The organism is Synechococcus sp. CBW1108, assembly GCF_015840335.1.
GTDB lineage: Bacteria > Cyanobacteriota > Cyanobacteriia > PCC-6307 > Cyanobiaceae > Cyanobium_A.
In genome coordinates, this window is record NZ_CP060395.1 from 2885596 (window position 1) to 2900190 (window position 14595).

The 14595-nt window shown below is 62.4% G+C and carries 18 protein-coding genes; 9 read left to right on the forward strand and 9 right to left on the reverse strand.

Going from position 1 to position 14595, the window contains the following annotated elements:
• Positions 1-27 precede the first annotated feature (27 nt).
• Together H8F27_RS15650 and H8F27_RS15655 are read right to left on the reverse strand one after the other, a co-directional pair.
• Positions 28-738, reverse strand: coding sequence for a hypothetical protein (locus H8F27_RS15650; RefSeq protein WP_197149311.1), 711 nt, complete (start codon positions 736-738; stop codon positions 28-30).
• Between the two features lie 150 nt (positions 739-888).
• Positions 889-1074, reverse strand: coding sequence for a hypothetical protein (locus H8F27_RS15655; protein ID WP_197149312.1), 186 nt, complete (start codon positions 1072-1074; stop codon positions 889-891).
• A 102-nt stretch (positions 1075-1176) separates the two neighbouring features.
• On the opposite strand from H8F27_RS15655, the gene H8F27_RS15660 reads away from it, so the two are divergent.
• Positions 1177-1473 (forward strand): hypothetical protein, encoded by a 297-nt coding sequence (locus H8F27_RS15660; protein WP_197149314.1) that lies wholly within the window; start codon positions 1177-1179, stop codon positions 1471-1473.
• 252 nt (positions 1474-1725) lie between these two features.
• Here H8F27_RS15660 and H8F27_RS15665 read toward each other — a convergent pair whose 3' ends face one another.
• Both H8F27_RS15665 and H8F27_RS15670 read right to left on the reverse strand, forming a co-directional pair.
• On the reverse strand, positions 1726-2364 hold the full coding sequence (locus H8F27_RS15665; protein WP_231596358.1) for a hypothetical protein: 639 nt from the start codon (positions 2362-2364) through the stop codon (positions 1726-1728).
• 489 nt (positions 2365-2853) lie between these two features.
• Positions 2854-2997: a chlorophyll a/b-binding protein gene (locus H8F27_RS15670; protein WP_197149318.1), complete on the reverse strand. Its 144-nt coding sequence runs from the start codon at positions 2995-2997 to the stop codon at positions 2854-2856.
• A gap of 105 nt (positions 2998-3102) precedes the next feature.
• On the opposite strand from H8F27_RS15670, the gene H8F27_RS15675 reads away from it, so the two are divergent.
• Positions 3103-3528 (forward strand): VOC family protein, encoded by a 426-nt coding sequence (locus H8F27_RS15675; protein ID WP_197149319.1) that lies wholly within the window; start codon positions 3103-3105, stop codon positions 3526-3528.
• Positions 3525-4247 (forward strand): pirin-like bicupin family protein, encoded by a 723-nt coding sequence (locus tag H8F27_RS15680; protein WP_231596359.1) that lies wholly within the window; start codon positions 3525-3527, stop codon positions 4245-4247. Before H8F27_RS15675 ends, H8F27_RS15680 begins: the two co-directional genes overlap by 4 nt.
• A 212-nt stretch (positions 4248-4459) precedes the next feature.
• On the opposite strand, the gene H8F27_RS15685 is transcribed toward H8F27_RS15680, so the two are convergent.
• A complete protein-coding gene (locus H8F27_RS15685; RefSeq protein WP_197149320.1) occupies positions 4460-5329 on the reverse strand; it encodes a sulfite exporter TauE/SafE family protein in 870 nt (289 codons plus the stop codon).
• A gap of 40 nt (positions 5330-5369) precedes the next feature.
• Positions 5370-6491, reverse strand: a complete 1122-nt coding sequence (locus H8F27_RS15690) for a rhodanese-like domain-containing protein (RefSeq protein ID WP_197149324.1) — start codon at positions 6489-6491, stop codon at positions 5370-5372.
• A 118-nt stretch (positions 6492-6609) separates the two neighbouring features.
• Between H8F27_RS15690 and H8F27_RS15695 the strand changes: the two genes are divergently transcribed.
• Positions 6610-6957, forward strand: a complete 348-nt coding sequence (locus H8F27_RS15695; RefSeq protein WP_197149326.1) for a metalloregulator ArsR/SmtB family transcription factor — start codon at positions 6610-6612, stop codon at positions 6955-6957.
• A gap of 15 nt (positions 6958-6972) precedes the next feature.
• Positions 6973-7134, forward strand: a complete 162-nt coding sequence (locus tag H8F27_RS15700; protein ID WP_197149328.1) for a DUF2256 domain-containing protein — start codon at positions 6973-6975, stop codon at positions 7132-7134.
• On the opposite strand, the gene H8F27_RS15705 is transcribed toward H8F27_RS15700, so the two are convergent.
• Together H8F27_RS15705 and H8F27_RS15710 are read right to left on the reverse strand one after the other, a co-directional pair.
• Positions 7106-7960, reverse strand: coding sequence for a class I SAM-dependent methyltransferase (locus H8F27_RS15705; protein WP_197149330.1), 855 nt, complete (start codon positions 7958-7960; stop codon positions 7106-7108). The genes H8F27_RS15700 and H8F27_RS15705 overlap by 29 nt on opposite strands.
• A gap of 29 nt (positions 7961-7989) precedes the next feature.
• On the reverse strand, positions 7990-9330 hold the full coding sequence (locus H8F27_RS15710; RefSeq protein WP_197149332.1) for a DUF6880 family protein: 1341 nt from the start codon (positions 9328-9330) through the stop codon (positions 7990-7992).
• A 342-nt stretch (positions 9331-9672) separates the two neighbouring features.
• Between H8F27_RS15710 and H8F27_RS15715 the strand changes: the two genes are divergently transcribed.
• The 4 genes from H8F27_RS15715 to H8F27_RS15730 all read left to right on the forward strand — a co-directional run bounded on the left by H8F27_RS15715 (position 9673) and on the right by H8F27_RS15730 (position 13745).
• A complete protein-coding gene (locus tag H8F27_RS15715) occupies positions 9673-10335 on the forward strand; it encodes a DoxX family protein (protein ID WP_197149334.1) in 663 nt (220 codons plus the stop codon).
• A 164-nt stretch (positions 10336-10499) separates the two neighbouring features.
• Entirely contained in the window at positions 10500-11015 is a 516-nt protein-coding gene (locus H8F27_RS18080; protein WP_197149336.1) for an esterase-like activity of phytase family protein, read from the forward strand.
• On the forward strand, positions 10990-11478 hold the full coding sequence (locus H8F27_RS18085) for an esterase-like activity of phytase family protein (protein WP_197149337.1): 489 nt from the start codon (positions 10990-10992) through the stop codon (positions 11476-11478). Before H8F27_RS18080 ends, H8F27_RS18085 begins: the two co-directional genes overlap by 26 nt.
• Positions 11475-13745, forward strand: coding sequence for a PhoX family phosphatase (locus H8F27_RS15730; protein WP_197149339.1), 2271 nt, complete (start codon positions 11475-11477; stop codon positions 13743-13745). The genes H8F27_RS18085 and H8F27_RS15730 overlap by 4 nt, the downstream gene beginning before the upstream one ends.
• 50 nt (positions 13746-13795) lie before the next feature.
• Here the strand turns inward: H8F27_RS15730 and H8F27_RS15735 are convergent, their stop codons facing one another.
• The gene (locus tag H8F27_RS15735) at positions 13796-14242 is read right to left on the reverse strand and encodes a TspO/MBR family protein (protein WP_197149347.1); all 447 of its coding nucleotides are present in this window, start codon (positions 14240-14242) and stop codon (positions 13796-13798) included.
• Positions 14243-14595 lie beyond the last annotated feature (353 nt).

The following is a 14595-nucleotide window of genomic DNA, read 5'->3' on the forward strand; positions in this document are numbered from 1 at the left end:
CAGTTGGCGCGCGGGATCAACATATAACTAGAGCTTGTGAAGGCCATAAAATCCCCAGGCGTAGGCAATTGCCATCAAGCAGATGCGGAGGGCATTGCGGCCGAGGTTCCAGGCAGCAGCAGAAGTTTGACGGTTTAGATCAACACGAAACTGGGCACTGCGTGCTTCCACCGAGGACAGCAGCTCCTTTCGTCTGGCCGGCGCATCTAGCTCAGGCTTGAAGAAAGCAGGAGGCAAGCTAGCTTGCGACTTCGTCCATTCGGCTTCAATTACCGCATCGGGGGCACTTTTTATTCTTGTTTCGACTGCCTTTATTTGCTCCTGGGCCTGGCTACTGGTTGCTGCGCCCTTGGCGGTAATCAGCTCCATGCCCTTGGCAAAGAGAATGGCCTGCCAGCCAGCCAGCAGCAGCAAGCTGATGGTGCCGGCCAGGGCCAGACGGCGAATCCCCAGCTCTGATTTCTTAAGAGCGATCAACCGTTGACCCTTAGGGTTGGGAGCCTCCTGGCTATGGACCTGAAGCTGCAGGTAGCCTGACACTCGCAACAGGGCCACTCCAACGAGTGCCAGGCTGGCAGAGCTGACAATGGTGTTGGATATGCCAAGACCCCAATCCGGTGAGCCTAGATTGAGGGGAAGTAAGTTGAAAACAACGGCAAAAACAAATACAGCAAATAACACCCTGCCGATGCGCCGGATCAGCCTGATCCCACCGAGGGGCAATCGATTTTTGCTCACGATAAGAGCCCAAAGGCAAAGGCAAGAGGCAGACTATCTGAGCTGAAGTGCAAAGCAGTTAACTAACATGCAGACCAACTCTAAGCTGGAGGGAGAAGAATTTTCTATATTATATGTAAAAAATTAACAAGTCTTAGCTAATACGCGGATTCACAGGGCTGCTCTAGCGATGCCCATAGCTTGGGCGCCGTAGTGGCGGGTCATGTCTGCCTGGAGGTGCCAGGCGGAAAGAAGGGTCTTGGCGACGCGGCGCAGTTCGGCCACGTCATCGCAGGAATCGATCGCCCTTGAGTGGGATTCCAGGCTGAACTGACGGCTAAGGGTGAGGTCGGCCACAGGTAATCATGAGAAGCAATAAAACTTTACGCAATCAGGCGGGGGTCTGGCGGGCGGGTTGCCGAACCGGGGCGCCAGACTGAAAAACCCATCCCCCCAGCCATGACAACTACCCGTGAGCAGATCCTTGCCGCTTCAGCCGGTTGGGTAGCGGTGGTGCTGAACCTGGTGCCTGGCCTGGGCAGCGGCTATCTCTATCAACGGCGCTGGAGGGCTTACTGGATCACCTCAGCCCTTGCTACTTCCTGGTTTGTGGCCGGAGCAGTGTTGGGCCAGCAAGCGGAAGCAGCCGCAGAAGCTCAGAACCAGCTTGTGGGCCTGGCCGGTCTGCTGGCGCTGGCAGCGGTGACGGCCACCGAGGCAGGCCTGGCGGTGAAAAAGGCGCGCCAGGCCAGTTGATCTGGTGAGGTCTTAGCGCTTTGGCTTGGTGTCGTACTCAACAATGTAGGCAACGGGACGCTTGGCCCGAACCTTAGTTAGACGCAAGGAGTCATTTGGCAGATCATTCCAGGTGGCTTCAACGTTCGAGCCTTGGACGATGAAATACTGCCCATAATCTTCAATCTCCTCGAGATTGTTGGGTTTACCCGGGGCCCAGTTGCTGTAGGAAAAGGGCTCACCACTCACCCAACCCCAACCGCCACCGGGCTCCTAGATCTGGTGGCGCACTTGTACGAGGCCGATCCAGGGGCCCACCGCGTCCGTTTTGCCAGCGTGGCTCGAAGTCGTCCAGAAGTTGGGCCTGCCTGAAATTAATGACCACACAAACAGGTTTTCAGGCCTGGAGGTGAGAGTGGCCAAATAACCGCCCTTGGCTTGGGCAGCAAGCCGAGCATCTATCCAGGTGATTCCCTCTGGAGCCACGACCACCTCGTAGTAATGGCCATTGGTTTTCCACTGCACTAAATCCGCCAGGGCAGGGGCCGTGGCTATCAGGTTGACAATGGCGCCGGCACAAATCGCAAAACCGAGACCCAGCCAACGTGAAATCCGTTTTGGTTGCCGTTTCAAAAGGGGATCCCACCAGAAAGGCTCATTAAAACCCAGGATTGAGCTGATGTCTGAGGGGAGTTTCGTCTGCTGTCGCTGACAGATGCTGCAAATCTGCCCGCACCTAGAGAGAGTGCAGGTTTGCGGGGCAATTGCCTGCTTTGAGATCCCACCATGCCTAAGAGACCCTTCAACAGCCACCTGCTGGGGAAGCCTGAGCAAGGCTTGGTATTTGGTGAGCAGCAAGACTGCCAGCCGGCGGACAGGCACTACCGCCAACTTGAGCAGAAGTACCACCACTCACCCCAATACGCTGCCATGGTACAGCGATACGCAGTTTTGAGGCACTCAATCGAAATTTGCCAACAACCCGAACTGGTGGGATCCAAGCCCGACCCTTCTACGAGCGCTCAGGAGGTCAGCGGGGTCAACTGGGCTTGTCAGCTTTGATCCAGAGCTGGAAAAGGCGAAGACCTCCAGCGCCCCAGAGTAAGGTCCAAATCACAAAAGTCATTGCGGTTCCAAGCTGGCCATCCTCGAGGGTATAGAGGCCAGCCCGGATAAAACCAGCATCAATTAGGGAGCCAAGGATTCCCCAACCGAGCACCCAGGTAATCAAAAAACCGATTGCTTGAAGATTACCCGTCATCGATTAAGGGGAAGCGGTTATCGGTTGCTTGGTGAGGAGAGATCAGTCGGACGACTGAAGACGTAGGCAGTCATGCCGGTTAGCAGCACAACAAGACCAATCACGGCCGAAATGGCAAGGGTGTAGTCGGTACCCATGGATCAACCGAGGCCAATTTGGGAGAGGATGCCCTGGCCGGTCAGCAACTCGGTACCAAGCCCGATCACAAAGCCGAGCATGGCCAAGCGGCCATTCCAGGTTTCAGCGAAGGCGACAAAACCGAAGCGGGGTGTAGTTTCAGCCATGGGTGTTGCGGTTTGTTTCAAATACAATAACACATTGTGAAGAGCTCCTTGCTGCTCCGCTCGCCTGGGCGCCGGGCCAAAATGGCAATGGCCTCTGGGGGATTGATGGCACAGGTGGCAATGGGCAGCTCGATCGTGCTGGCTGCAGATGCCCCGGAGAGCCTGGCCCGGTTCTATGGCAACTTGCTGGCAGTGGAGCCGCGGCCTGGGCTGGCTGGGAACCACTGGCTGGTGGCCTGGCCTGGGGGCGGTTGGCTTGAGCTCTACGCCCCAGCCCGGAATCGGCCCCAACCCCGCCAGCAGGGAAGGCTGGCCCTCTGTCTAAAACGCGAATGCGATGGCACCGGGCCGCTGGCAAGTCTCGAAGCCTGGATTGCTTCAACCCTGGGCTTGGGCGCCACCCTGCTGACGCCAGCGCGACTGGAACCCTTTGGCGCGGAGGCCTGGTTGCTGGACCCGGAGGGCAATCGGCTGCTGCTGTTGGTGGCAGCACCGATTGACAAGGGCGAGCCAATTGGAGGTTCAGCATGAGCAAATCACTTGCCCCCAATGCCATGAGCGGCAGGGTGTTCCGGCCAGCCGCCGAGCGTTTCCACAGCCAGCTCGACTGGCTCGACAGCTGGCACACCTTCTCTTTCTCAAGCCACTACGACCCGGCCTGGCTGGGGTTTGGGCCCCTGCGGGTGATCAACGACGACACGATTGCCGCTGGGCGCGGCTTTGGGATGCATCCCCACAGCGACATGGAAATCATCACCGTGCTGGTGGAAGGCCAACTCCACCATCGCGACTCCCTGGGCCATGCCGAGGTGCTGCGGGCCGGTGAGGTGCAGTGCATGAGCGCCGGCAGCGGGGTGAGGCACAGCGAAGTAAATGGGGGCAGGGTTCCCTGCCGGTTGTTACAGATCTGGATTGAGCCCAGCAGCACTGGCATCGCCCCGGCCTACGAGCAGAGGCCCTACCCAATTGGCAAGGCCTGGACTGCCCTGCTCGATCCGCTCAGAGTTGATGGTGCCATGGCGATTCACCGACCGGTGCGGCTATGGAGGGCCCAGCCAGAAGCTGGCGACAAGCTGGGCCTGGCAATCGCTGCCGGCAGCCAGGGCTGGATTCAGCTGATCAACGGCTCGGGACTAGCCGATGGCCAGGCACTCCAGCGGGGCGATGGTCTCGGCTTCGGCGCCGGAACCGTGGAAGCCTTCAGGGCTGGGTCCAGCGGAGCCGACCTACTGCTGTTTGAGCTGGGCTGATGCTCGGTTTTTGATCATTGGTTTTTGATAAGCCCAGAACTGCGCCAGAATCGCCATGGGCCAAGAAGGATTCCTCGCCTGTCAATTTCTCGCCTTTCAATTTCTTGCCGCTAGATAGACCCGATCCAGCCGATCAAGCCAAGGCGCTAGGAGCTAAATCCCCCTGGCTCGGATCTGGCATGTTGCTCCCCTGGCCCCGCTGCTGCCCCTGGCTACTGATCCTGGCCGGGGTAGCCCTTGGCTTCGTGCTGGGTTTCAGCCCTTGGCTGTTCTTGCTGATCGGTGTCTTCTGCCTGCTGAGCGGCATGATTGGCAAGGCCTGAGTGGCGGCGCCAGGCTTCCCCGGCGGTGAGCAGGGCCGATCCCATCAGCAGCGCCGCAAAGCCCCGACGCAGCAGGCGGTCGGAAAGTTTTGGTGCCAGCCGCTGGCCTATTAGGGCACCCATGAAGCCCCCGATCAACAGGGGGAACAGCAGCGGCAGGCCGGCGGCGGGCCAGCTGCCCAGGGCTGCCATGGCCACAAGACTGTTGAGGGCGATCAGCAGCAGGCTGGTGCCGCTGGCCAGCTGCATGGGCAGACCAGCCAGGAGCACCAGGGCAGGCACGATCGCAAAGCCGCCGCCCACCCCGGCAATACCCGTAAGTAGGCCAATCAGTATCCCCTGGCCGCCGAGTAACACCCCACCGTGCCTTACCACTGGTTTGTGGCTGGAGACGGGCCGGGTGAGCAGCCAGGCGGCCAGCAGCGCCGCAATGGTGAACACCCCAAGCTGCACCGGTTCGCTCAGGTGGCCTGCCTTGACAAAACTGCCGCCGATCCAGCTGCCGGCCAGGGCAGGCAAGCCGAGGATCAGGGCCGGTTTGGCAGCCACCTGGCCACGCCGCAGGTAGGGGCCCAGGTTGCCCAGGGCCATCAGGGTGACCACCAGCAACGAAAGGGGTACGGCCTCCCGCACCGACAGGGCTGCGCCGCTGATCAACAGGGGCATCAGCAGGATCGAGCCGCCGGCACCGAGTACGGCGAGCAGAAAACCGATCAGGGCCCCGCCTGCCCACAGCAGCAACACCAGCGAGACGATCACTTGGCCACCTTGTTCCAGGTCATGGGCCCAGCTGGGGCCTTCATGCTGCGGCTACTCCCTCCAGCGGGTAGCCGGCAGATGCCCACTGACTCAGCCCGCCGCGCAAATTGGCCACGCGTAAGTGGCCCGCCTTGAGCAGTTGCTGGGTGGCCAGGGCCGAACGACTGCCGGAATGGCACACCAATACCAGCGGGCGATCGAGGGGTATCTCGCCGGAGCGGGCCTCCAACTCGGGCAGGGGGATCAGCAGGCTGCCGGCCAGCCGACCATCCGGGCCCTGGTATTCCTCGGCGGAGCGCACATCCAGGAGAGTGACCTCCCCGCCATGGGCGGCCACCCAGGCCGGATCGAGCTCGGGCAGGCCGGCATAACTGAGCTCCACCGGAGCCCAGGAGGGCGTCGCCTGGGTTGATCGGGGCTTGCCGGAGCGCATGTTGCCGGGCAGGGCCTCGGCAATTCTGTGGGGGTGGGGAAGCTTCATGTTCTGCATGTAGCCGACAAAATCGCGCTCGGTGGCAGCAGCGCCGAGACGGGGATTGAAGGCGAGCTCCTCGGCAACTGAGGTGATGTTGCGGCCCGAGTAGTCGTGGCCGGGATAGAGCAGGCAGGGCCCAGGCAGGGAGTAGATCTGCTCGGTGATCGATGTCCAAAGCGTGTGGGCATCGCCCTGCTGGAAGTCACAGCGGCCACAGCCCCGCACCAACAGGGCGTCCCCGGTGAAGGCCATTGACAGATCGTCCAGCACGAAGGTGAGGCAGCCGTTGGTGTGGCCAGGGGTACTGCGCACTTCCAGGTGGCGGGCACCGAAGTTCAACCGATCGCCGTGGTGCAGGGGCAGGCTGACGTTGACGGCGCCGGCGGCGGCGGCCAGAGCGATGGCGCAGCCTGTGGCCTCGTGCATCAGCCAGCTGCCGGTGACGTGGTCGGCGTGGGCATGGGTGTCGATCGAGGCCACCAGTTCGATACCCAGCTCGCGGATCAAGGAGAGGTCGCGGCCGTGCTGCTCGAAGACCGAATCAATCAGCACCCCTGAACGGCTGGCGACATCGGCGAGCAGATAGGTGAAGGTGCCTGTCTCGCCATCGAACAGCTGGCGAAACAGAAGCGGGCCGCCCCCAGCGGCAGCAGCCAAGCAAAAGTGAGATGGGGCGGCGGACTGCATGGCAACCGATTACTTTCTACTATGAGCTTACGCGCATAAAAGGCAAGGCGAGCCCTATGGGCCTGGCGGAGGCCAACTCCGACCAGGCAGAATGCTTTTAACGTCATAAGGTTTTTTAATGGACTACCCCACACCTGGCTCCCCACCAACCCCTGAGCTTCTCGATGAGCTCAGCCAGTTCTTCCGGTTGCTGAGTGAGCCGGCCAGGCTGCAGCTGTTGTGCCAGTTGGAGCATCAGGGGCCCATGGATGTGGCAGCCCTGATCGAGGCCACAGGCTTCAGTCAGTCCCACATCAGCCGCCAGTTGGGGCAGCTGCAGCGTGCCGGTCTGGTGCGGAACCAGCGGGAAGGGGTGCGGCTCACCTACGCAGTGGCAGATCCGCTGGTGCCCCAACTGTGCAATCTGGTGCAGACGAGCCTCAGGCAACGCCTGGAGCAACAGCTGCAGCTTTTGCAGTCCGCTTGAGCCAGCCTATCCGCCATGCCCCACCACGCCGATCGAGACAGCAAGCTGTGCGCCGTCTGCGGGCGGCGTTTTGAATGGCGCAAAAAGTGGAAAGACGTCTGGCAGGAGGTGCGCTACTGCTCGGAACGCTGCCGCCGCCGGCGCAGTGTCAGCGACCAGCAGCAATCGGCTTGCTGAAGCTAAGAATCCTGTAGCGCAGCCAGCCCCAGCGGCTCAGCTGCTCGATCCGGGCCGTATCGCGCACCGCACTCGCCGCACCCATGGCATCAAACAGTTCCCGCACCACCGCATAGGTGGGCAGGGTGTGGGAGGTGATATCCGCATCTTTGCGGAGCTCCAGGCCGTGGAGCCTGGCTTGAGAGGTATAGCGGCGTTGATCCCAGCGGCAGTCGATCGGTCCGTAGGTGCCATTGCTAAACGGCGCCCCCCGCAGGCTCTGCAGCACCCGCAGCAGGATTGCCAGCGGACGGCAAGGCACAAAATCACTCAGCACCAGGCGCCCCCCCGGCCGCAGCACCCGCTGGACTTCCTGCAGAAAGGCCTGACGGCTTGGGAAGTGAAAGATGCACTCCACCGCCAGCACCAGGTCCACACTGGCTGGGGCCAGGGGCAGGGCACAGGCGTCAGCCACTATCCAGTCAATCGTGTTTGCCGCTCGCGGCTGCACAAGCTGGCGAGCCCGCTCGATCTGGCGGCCATCGAGATTGAGGCCCGTAAGGGCAAGGCCATCCCAGTTCTGGTTGAGGCTGGCAATGGTTCCCCCGAAGCCACAACCCACATCCAGCACGCTCTGGCCGGCCTGGAGATGGGCCTGATCCAGGAGCAAATGGGTCAGGGCTTCGGCGGCCTGGGGAAATTCCTGCCGGGCACGGCGGGCGCAGGTGTGGGGATCTTGCCAGTATCCCCAGTGCACATGGTTGCCGAAGCAGCGCTCAAGCTGGGCATCGCCGGCCGCAAGTCGCCGCAGCACCTGGTCGAAATAGGGGAGGGCAGGGGCTGGCATGACAAGGCCATCAAAGGGATACCAGCAAATCAATGATCTACCAATTTCCAGAACCCCCACTTAGTGCCAAACAGTTCGACCAGGCGCAACACGAAGGCGTCATGGTCTTGATGGCCCTGCCAGTCGTCAATGCGGCAAGCCAATTGGTCGCAACTGCGCAGATGGTCTGCCGCATGGCGATAGCGCCTGGCGTTGCCAGTCCATAGGGCAAAGAAGACCATCGGCCGCAGCAGCAGCGTCGCCGCCAGGGGGAATTTGGCGCTGAGGCGATCGGCTGCGGCCGTGTGGATTTCAAAAGCATCTCCATCCCACTCCTGCCAATGGGCGAGCACATGGCTTGCGGCTCTGGCCAAAGCAGGCCATCCCACCAGAAAGTGCAGCCCCAGCAGTGTGACTGGATGGCCTTCGGCCTGCTGCAGGGCGCGCTCCTCAGCTTCTGCGTCTTCAAAGGCAGCGAGACGCTTTAGGTAGTCGCGCAGGTGGGGAATGGAAAGGCTTTTGCTGAACCACTGCCAGCGCAGCTGCTGGGCCTCGCTGGTGCGATTGAGGGCATCGAGCACGGCAATGCGGCAGTCAAGCGAATCGATCTGGGGCCAACCGTCCGTGTCTTCTGTGGCTCCATCGAGGATCTCCAGGGCCTGCTCGGCCCGCCCAGAGGCCAGCAGGTGCGTGGCCACGCTGGCGGCAGTTTCGCGCCAGCGCAGGTCTTCCGCACTGAACTGGGCCAGATAACCATCCACATCCCCCCGGGCGACAGCAACCTGCAACAGATAGGTGCTGCCATCGGCGGCGCCGTGCTGGCGGATGTAGCTACCCAGCAACTTCAATCCCCAATCCCCAAGGGCGTCCTTAAGGGCTGGCACCAGCCCATCAAACTGCCCATAGCTGTTCTCAGCCAGCAGTTCGGCTGCCTGCTCGGCCAGGGTTTCAGGCCCCAGCTGGGCAGCCTGGCAAATCGGGCCCCAGCCCTGGGCGGCGCGACCAAAGAAGGCCAGCAGTGCACCACTGCTGTCAAAACAGCGGCCCAGCACCCCCTCTGACAATTCGAGCAAGCGCAGCAAAAGCTCGCAGGCCTGGCTGGGATCAGCGGCTGCAATTGGGCCTGAGATGGCCTGCAGCTGGGCCTCGAGATCGCTGAGCAACGCCTTGCGCTTGGCCGCATCCAAAAAAGTGCTGGAGCGGTCAATCGCTGCCAGCCGTTTGCGCACTTCCTGGGCGGCACTGCCAACCCCTTCCGCCGCGGCCAGGGCGAGGCGCAACCGTCGCTGGATCACGGCGTTGCCTGCACTCACCTCGATCAGCAGCTCGGCCAATACCTCCGGGCCTAGGGCTGCAAGGTTTTGGGGGTTGAGGGTGCGCTTACTGGCCATCACCTGGCTCCCCAAATATGGGTTTTCTAGGAGGCGAGGGCTAGATGCGGCAGCCCAGCCTGATTCCTCCTTGATCGAGGAGGTGGCCCTGCTCAGCCAGCACCCAGTCAATTTCGTTCTGGGTAATTACTCCAGAACTGAGAACCTCAAGGAAAAGCTCGCCTGGCACCATGACGCATGTAACGAAATTGTTACATTCCGCACCCCTGGCGCCCCTGTCGCGAGCCACCTTCCGTGGCACGCCGCCCGAGAGTCCCTGGAGCAACAGCCCAGGCCTGGTTGCGCCCCTGGCTTCACGTTTCTTAATCCAGCCTGCCAAAATCTCATAAAGGCTCTTCCGCCATGACCTCTCCCCTCCTGCTTGAGCTGTTCGGTGGCTTCGCAGGCGCATGCTTCGCGCTCTGGCTGGCAACCCAGAGCCTGCCCTCCCCAAATTTCTCCATACTCGCCCCCTTGCAGCGGCTTAAGCCCCTCCTGCTGGCCTATCTGCGGAGGCCAGGGGTGGTTGCTTCGGCTGGGCTGCTACTGCTGCGCCTGAGCATCGGCGTGATGATGATTCACCACGGCCAGGAGAAGTTGGCCGATCCCCAGCAGTTTGCCGATACCTACGTTGTGTCCCTGCACCTGCCCTTCCCCCTCTTCTTTGCCTACGCAGCTGGCTTTTCCGAACTGATCGGCAGTTGGCTGGTGATCTTCGGGCTGTTCACACCCCTGGGAGCCCTAGCTCTGACCGGCACCATGGCCACGGCGGCCTATCAACACATCCTCACCGCTGGCCTCAACATTTACGTTCTCGAGCTAGTTGTGCTCTATCTCGGCGGCAGCCTGGCGCTATTACTCAATGGTCCTGGGCGTTTCTCCTTTGACGCCGGCATGGCTGGGGAGATGCTCTCCGAGCTTGAGCCCGGCACCCCAGCCCAAGAGACAGGCATCCAAGCAGGAAATCAAACCGGTTGGGTTGGACCCGCAGACAGCTTGCCAACTCCGATAAAAATCAACTTTTAGGCAAGTAAACAGCAGTCAGCAGGGGACCTCACAGCGAACAGCCCCTTTGGCTATTTCTTAACCAAAGGGCCTTCGATTTGCTTCAGAGTGCTGGAGAAGTAATCACCTGTTTCTACAGGGTCAAGGCCACCGGCGTAGACATTGAATCGATTTGATAACTAACCATGGAGTTACCTTCCGCCAACATCCTTCCCTGCCCACTTTCTGCCGGCTGGGAGGTTGTTGAGCAGCGGCAGATCGAGCCGAGCCAGGGGGGCGGCTTTTCGGCCGGAGCTTACCGACCAGAACTCGATGAATTGTGGCTGCTGAGCGATGCGACCAGCGGCAGCATCAGCCGGTGGCGTGGCTTACGTGATCGCGGCCTCGGCGGGCTTGAGCCGTTGCCGCCGCTCCGCCTGAATCAACCCCAGCCGATGGATGGCGAAGGCCTCGTGCTTGATGGGCCCAACATCTGGGTGGCAAGCGAGGGGCGACTACAGCCGGCCCATGCCGCGGGCCTGCTGCGCTACGACATCGGTACGGGGATGCTCAGGCAGAGCCAGGCCCTTCCGCCGGCCTGGCAGCTGCAGACCAATCGGGGCCTGCGCAGCAACGGCGGGCCCGAGTCGCTCACGCGCCTAGGCCACTGGCGGCGACCTGCTGATGGCGGCAGAGATGCCCCTGCTGCAGGATCCGCCTGAGCGTGTCCGACTGCTGCGTTGGCAGAGGGATGACCGGGGCACGCTGCAGCCCCGGAGCCTGCGCCCTCTGGCCCTGCCGGCAGAGGGCTGGGGGCTTACCGATCTGCTGGCCAGCGAGCAGGAATTACTCGGGCTGTGGCGCCGCTTCACAGCTCCAGATCAGTGGCAGGCGCGCCTAGTGCTCTACCCCGCGGAAGCCATGGCCGCTGGGCCCAGCAGCGACCCCGCTGGCAGACCGGTGACGCCGCTGGTCAGCTGGAATCTGCTGCAACTCGGCCTGCCCGCCGACAACTGGGAGGTGGTGCTGGCAACGCCCCCCATGCCCGATGGCCGCCCAAGCGTACTTCTGGCGACTGATGACAACTTCAATCCCCGGCAACGTTCACTGGTGGCACGGCTGGTGCCACGCCAGATTGCGGGCTGCCGTTCCACTGGCCAACGCAGTTTCAAAAGCGAACCATGAACCGCTCCTCGCTCAAGCGTCGCAAGTTGCTGCAGCTGCTGGGGATCGGGGCAGGCGGTGGCGCCGCCGCCCTGATCTCCCCCCTGCTTGGGGCCCATGCCAGCGGCAGCGCAGGGAAGGCTGCCCTGCCTTTCGTGCCTGTACGGGCCCCCCCTGCCTTTGCCAAGCGATGGCCTCAGCGCCGCCGAGCAGAGGCAGGTATATCGGGAACTCAGCGTCGAAGACAAACTGCTGGTTCCCGACGGCTACCGGGCCGACCTGATCGCCAGCTGGGGGGGGCCGAGCAGAGGCAGGTATATCGGGAACTCAGCGTCGAAGACAAACTGCTGGTTCCCGACGGCTACCGGGCCGACCTGATCGCCAGCTGGGGGGATCGTCTCCCCGCAGGGCGCTTCGGTTTCAACAACGATTACCTGGCCTTGCTGCCGCTGACCAACACCAGGGCCCTGCTGAGCGTCAACTTCGAATACATCAGCCCGCGCAGCTGGGCGGCTGGCTACGGCGAAGCGGTCGGCACGGCCCTGCCCCTGGACCCCCTTCAGCAGGCCCTGGCGAGCCGCGGGGGCAGTATCGATGTTGCCAACTTGGCGGCGGATGATCCGCTACGCCAGCTGATCGAGGCCGTGGCCCGGGCCGCGATGGCCGATTTGGGCATCGGCGTAATCGAGCTCGAGCGGGGCAGCGAAGGCTGGCGGCAGCTCCGCGGCAGCCGCTTTGAGCGGCGCATTGATGGCCTCAGCGGGCTCAGCCAGCCAGGTCAGGCCCTGCGCTGCAGCGGCCCGGCGGCGGCGGTGTTTAGCCACAGCCAGCCGCTCGGCTACCGCGATGGCCTGGGTGAGCAAATCGTTGGCACCTTTGCCAACTGCGGTGGCGGCACCACCCCTTGGGGCACGGTGCTGAGCGCCGAGGAAAACTTCCAATCCCAGGTGCCCGAAGCCGTATTTGCCGATGGGTCGGCGAGCGCTCCAGCAGCGCGACCGTTCCGCTGGGATGGCTCCCGCCTCGATGGGCTCGGCAATCCCTTCGGCTTGGCCGGCAACAAATACGGCTGGATGGTGGAATTCGATCCCCGTCAGCCCCATCGGGCCGCGGTCAAGCACAGCCTGCTGGGCCGCTTTCGCCACGAAGCCGTCGCCGTTGTGGCGCGGCCGGGGGAACCACTGGTGGTGTATTCCGGCTGCGATCGCCACGGCGGCCACCTTTACCGATTCGTCAGCGCGGGTTTGGTGCGCGACCCAGGCGACCCTGCCAATTCAAAGCTTTTTGAAACTGGGCGGCTGGAGGCTGCCCGCCTTGAAGCCGATGGCAGCGGCCGCTGGATTGCGCTGGAGGCCGCCACTCCGGTGCAGCCCAAACCCCCCAGTGACTTCGAGCGCTTTGGCTGGCAGCAACCAACCGTGCTGCCCCACAGCGACCGCCAGCGCAGCGGCAGTGAAGCGCTCGCCAGCGATGCCGAGCTGCAGGCCTATTGCAAGCGCTACCAGAAGCTGGCCGATCTCTACCCCAGCAGCGGCCAGGATGCAGCCGCGCGGCTACGCCAGCAGGGGGCGATTTTGATCGATGCCCACCTCGCTGCCAACGCGGCGGGCGCCAGCGGCTGCCCTCGGCCCGAAGACACCGATATCGATCCAATCAATGGTGACCTGGTGATCGCCTTCACGGCGGCGGGCCGCGATGACGGCGGCAGCAGCGATCCGGCGATCTTCAGCGGTCCTAAGGGCCAGCCCCTCTGGCCCCACGGCTGGGTGATGCGACTGAGCGATGGCGATGCCAGCCGGGGGGCCCGTTTCCGCTGGCGCATGGTGGCCCTTGGGGGCGCTCCTTGGGAGGGGGGTCTGGGCTTCAGCAACCCAGACAACCTGGCCTTTGACCCGGCTGGCAACCTGTGGCTGGTGACCGATCGCTCTGGCGGGGATGTGTTCGGCAACAACAGTTGCTGGCTACTGCCCCGCGCCGGCCCGGAGGCCGGCCAGGCACTCTGCTTTGCGATCGGGCCGATGGAGTGTGAGCTGTGCGGGCCCTGCTTCGATGCCGGGGGCCACACGTTGTTTCTGGCGGTGCAGCACCCCGGCGAGGGCCAGGGAGTGCGCCTGGGCAAGGCGATGGAAGCCCAGGCCCACAGCCTGGTAGACCGCAGCGGTCAGCGCTTTGAGCAGTTGCGCTGGGTGCCGATCGGCTCCAACTGGCCCTCGGGCGTGCCTGGCAGGCCACCGAGGCCGGGGGTTGTCGCCATCCGACGTCTCGATGGCAAACCCCTGCTCAGCTGACGCTTTTCAGTTAAAGCTGTCTAGTTAAGGAGTGGGAAAGTTTCCTGGATTCAGCGGTTGATTCGCTGCATCTGCCAGGTCACCAGGGTGCCAACCGGACTCCAGAGCAGATAGGGAATCAACAACCCCACCGCGACAACTGAATGGGGCCAGATCACCACGGCCAGTGCCACCCCCCAGACCCAGCCCATAAGGCCAACGGCGGTGCCATTGGCCAAGCAGCGGGTGGAGCAGATCAACCAGGTGTAGCTCTGAACCAGCAGCAGCAGGCCCAGGTAGCCCCCCATCAGACCCCAGCTCCAGCTGGCGTTCCAGCACAACAGGGCCGAAGCATAAAAACATGCATAGATGCTGATCCAGATCAGTGGGATCAAACCCTCAAAAGTGAGCCAGGCTGGGCGCCTTAGCCGCAGAAACCAATCGAACTGCTGCCTGCTGGGGTTGATTACCAGTCCCACCCCGACCATCACCACAAGGATCAACAGAGCGGCAACCATCAATTTTGTGGCAGGTCTTCCCAGCCTGGCGGGGCGAGGGTTGGCCGATCGGTTACTGACACCAATTTCATAGGCAGACCTGAAGCCGCCTGAAATAATCGTGAACTAGGTCAACTGACGGGCTCGTAGGCTATGACCTTAAAAATTACTGGCATCCTGCTAGCCCTAGCAGAAGAGATGCGCTTGCCAATAGCGCCAATTTGATCGCCGACCTGCACAGCCCCAATCAATAGGGCCGGGCAGTAACCAAAGCCCAATTATGACCAAGCCTGTACGCTTGTACGGGGAAGGCCGGTGTCTTCTTGATTCATTTTTTGACGCCTTTTTGCCAGGTTTTTTTACCTGTTTAACAG

Excerpts from the sequence above, each read along its gene's own strand:
- H8F27_RS15660 (WP_197149314.1), top strand. The coding sequence starts at position 1,177 with ATGACAACTACCCGTGAGCAGATCCTTGCCGCTTCAGCCGGTTGGGTA.
- H8F27_RS15670 (WP_197149318.1), bottom strand. The coding sequence starts at position 2,997 with ATGGCTGAAACTACACCCCGCTTCGGTTTTGTCGCCTTCGCTGAAACC.
- H8F27_RS15675 (WP_197149319.1), top strand. The coding sequence starts at position 3,103 with ATGGCACAGGTGGCAATGGGCAGCTCGATCGTGCTGGCTGCAGATGCC.
- H8F27_RS15680 (WP_231596359.1), top strand. The coding sequence starts at position 3,525 with ATGAGCAAATCACTTGCCCCCAATGCCATGAGCGGCAGGGTGTTCCGG.
- H8F27_RS15690 (WP_197149324.1), bottom strand. The coding sequence starts at position 6,491 with ATGCAGTCCGCCGCCCCATCTCACTTTTGCTTGGCTGCTGCCGCTGGG.
- H8F27_RS15695 (WP_197149326.1), top strand. The coding sequence starts at position 6,610 with ATGGACTACCCCACACCTGGCTCCCCACCAACCCCTGAGCTTCTCGAT.
- H8F27_RS15700 (WP_197149328.1), top strand. The coding sequence starts at position 6,973 with ATGCCCCACCACGCCGATCGAGACAGCAAGCTGTGCGCCGTCTGCGGG.
- H8F27_RS15705 (WP_197149330.1), bottom strand. The coding sequence starts at position 7,960 with ATGCCAGCCCCTGCCCTCCCCTATTTCGACCAGGTGCTGCGGCGACTT.
- H8F27_RS15710 (WP_197149332.1), bottom strand. The coding sequence starts at position 9,330 with ATGGCCAGTAAGCGCACCCTCAACCCCCAAAACCTTGCAGCCCTAGGC.
- H8F27_RS15715 (WP_197149334.1), top strand. The coding sequence starts at position 9,673 with ATGACCTCTCCCCTCCTGCTTGAGCTGTTCGGTGGCTTCGCAGGCGCA.
- H8F27_RS18080 (WP_197149336.1), top strand. The coding sequence starts at position 10,500 with ATGGAGTTACCTTCCGCCAACATCCTTCCCTGCCCACTTTCTGCCGGC.
- H8F27_RS18085 (WP_197149337.1), top strand. The coding sequence starts at position 10,990 with ATGCCCCTGCTGCAGGATCCGCCTGAGCGTGTCCGACTGCTGCGTTGG.
- H8F27_RS15730 (WP_197149339.1), top strand. The coding sequence starts at position 11,475 with ATGAACCGCTCCTCGCTCAAGCGTCGCAAGTTGCTGCAGCTGCTGGGG.
- H8F27_RS15735 (WP_197149347.1), bottom strand. The coding sequence starts at position 14,242 with ATGGTTGCCGCTCTGTTGATCCTTGTGGTGATGGTCGGGGTGGGACTG.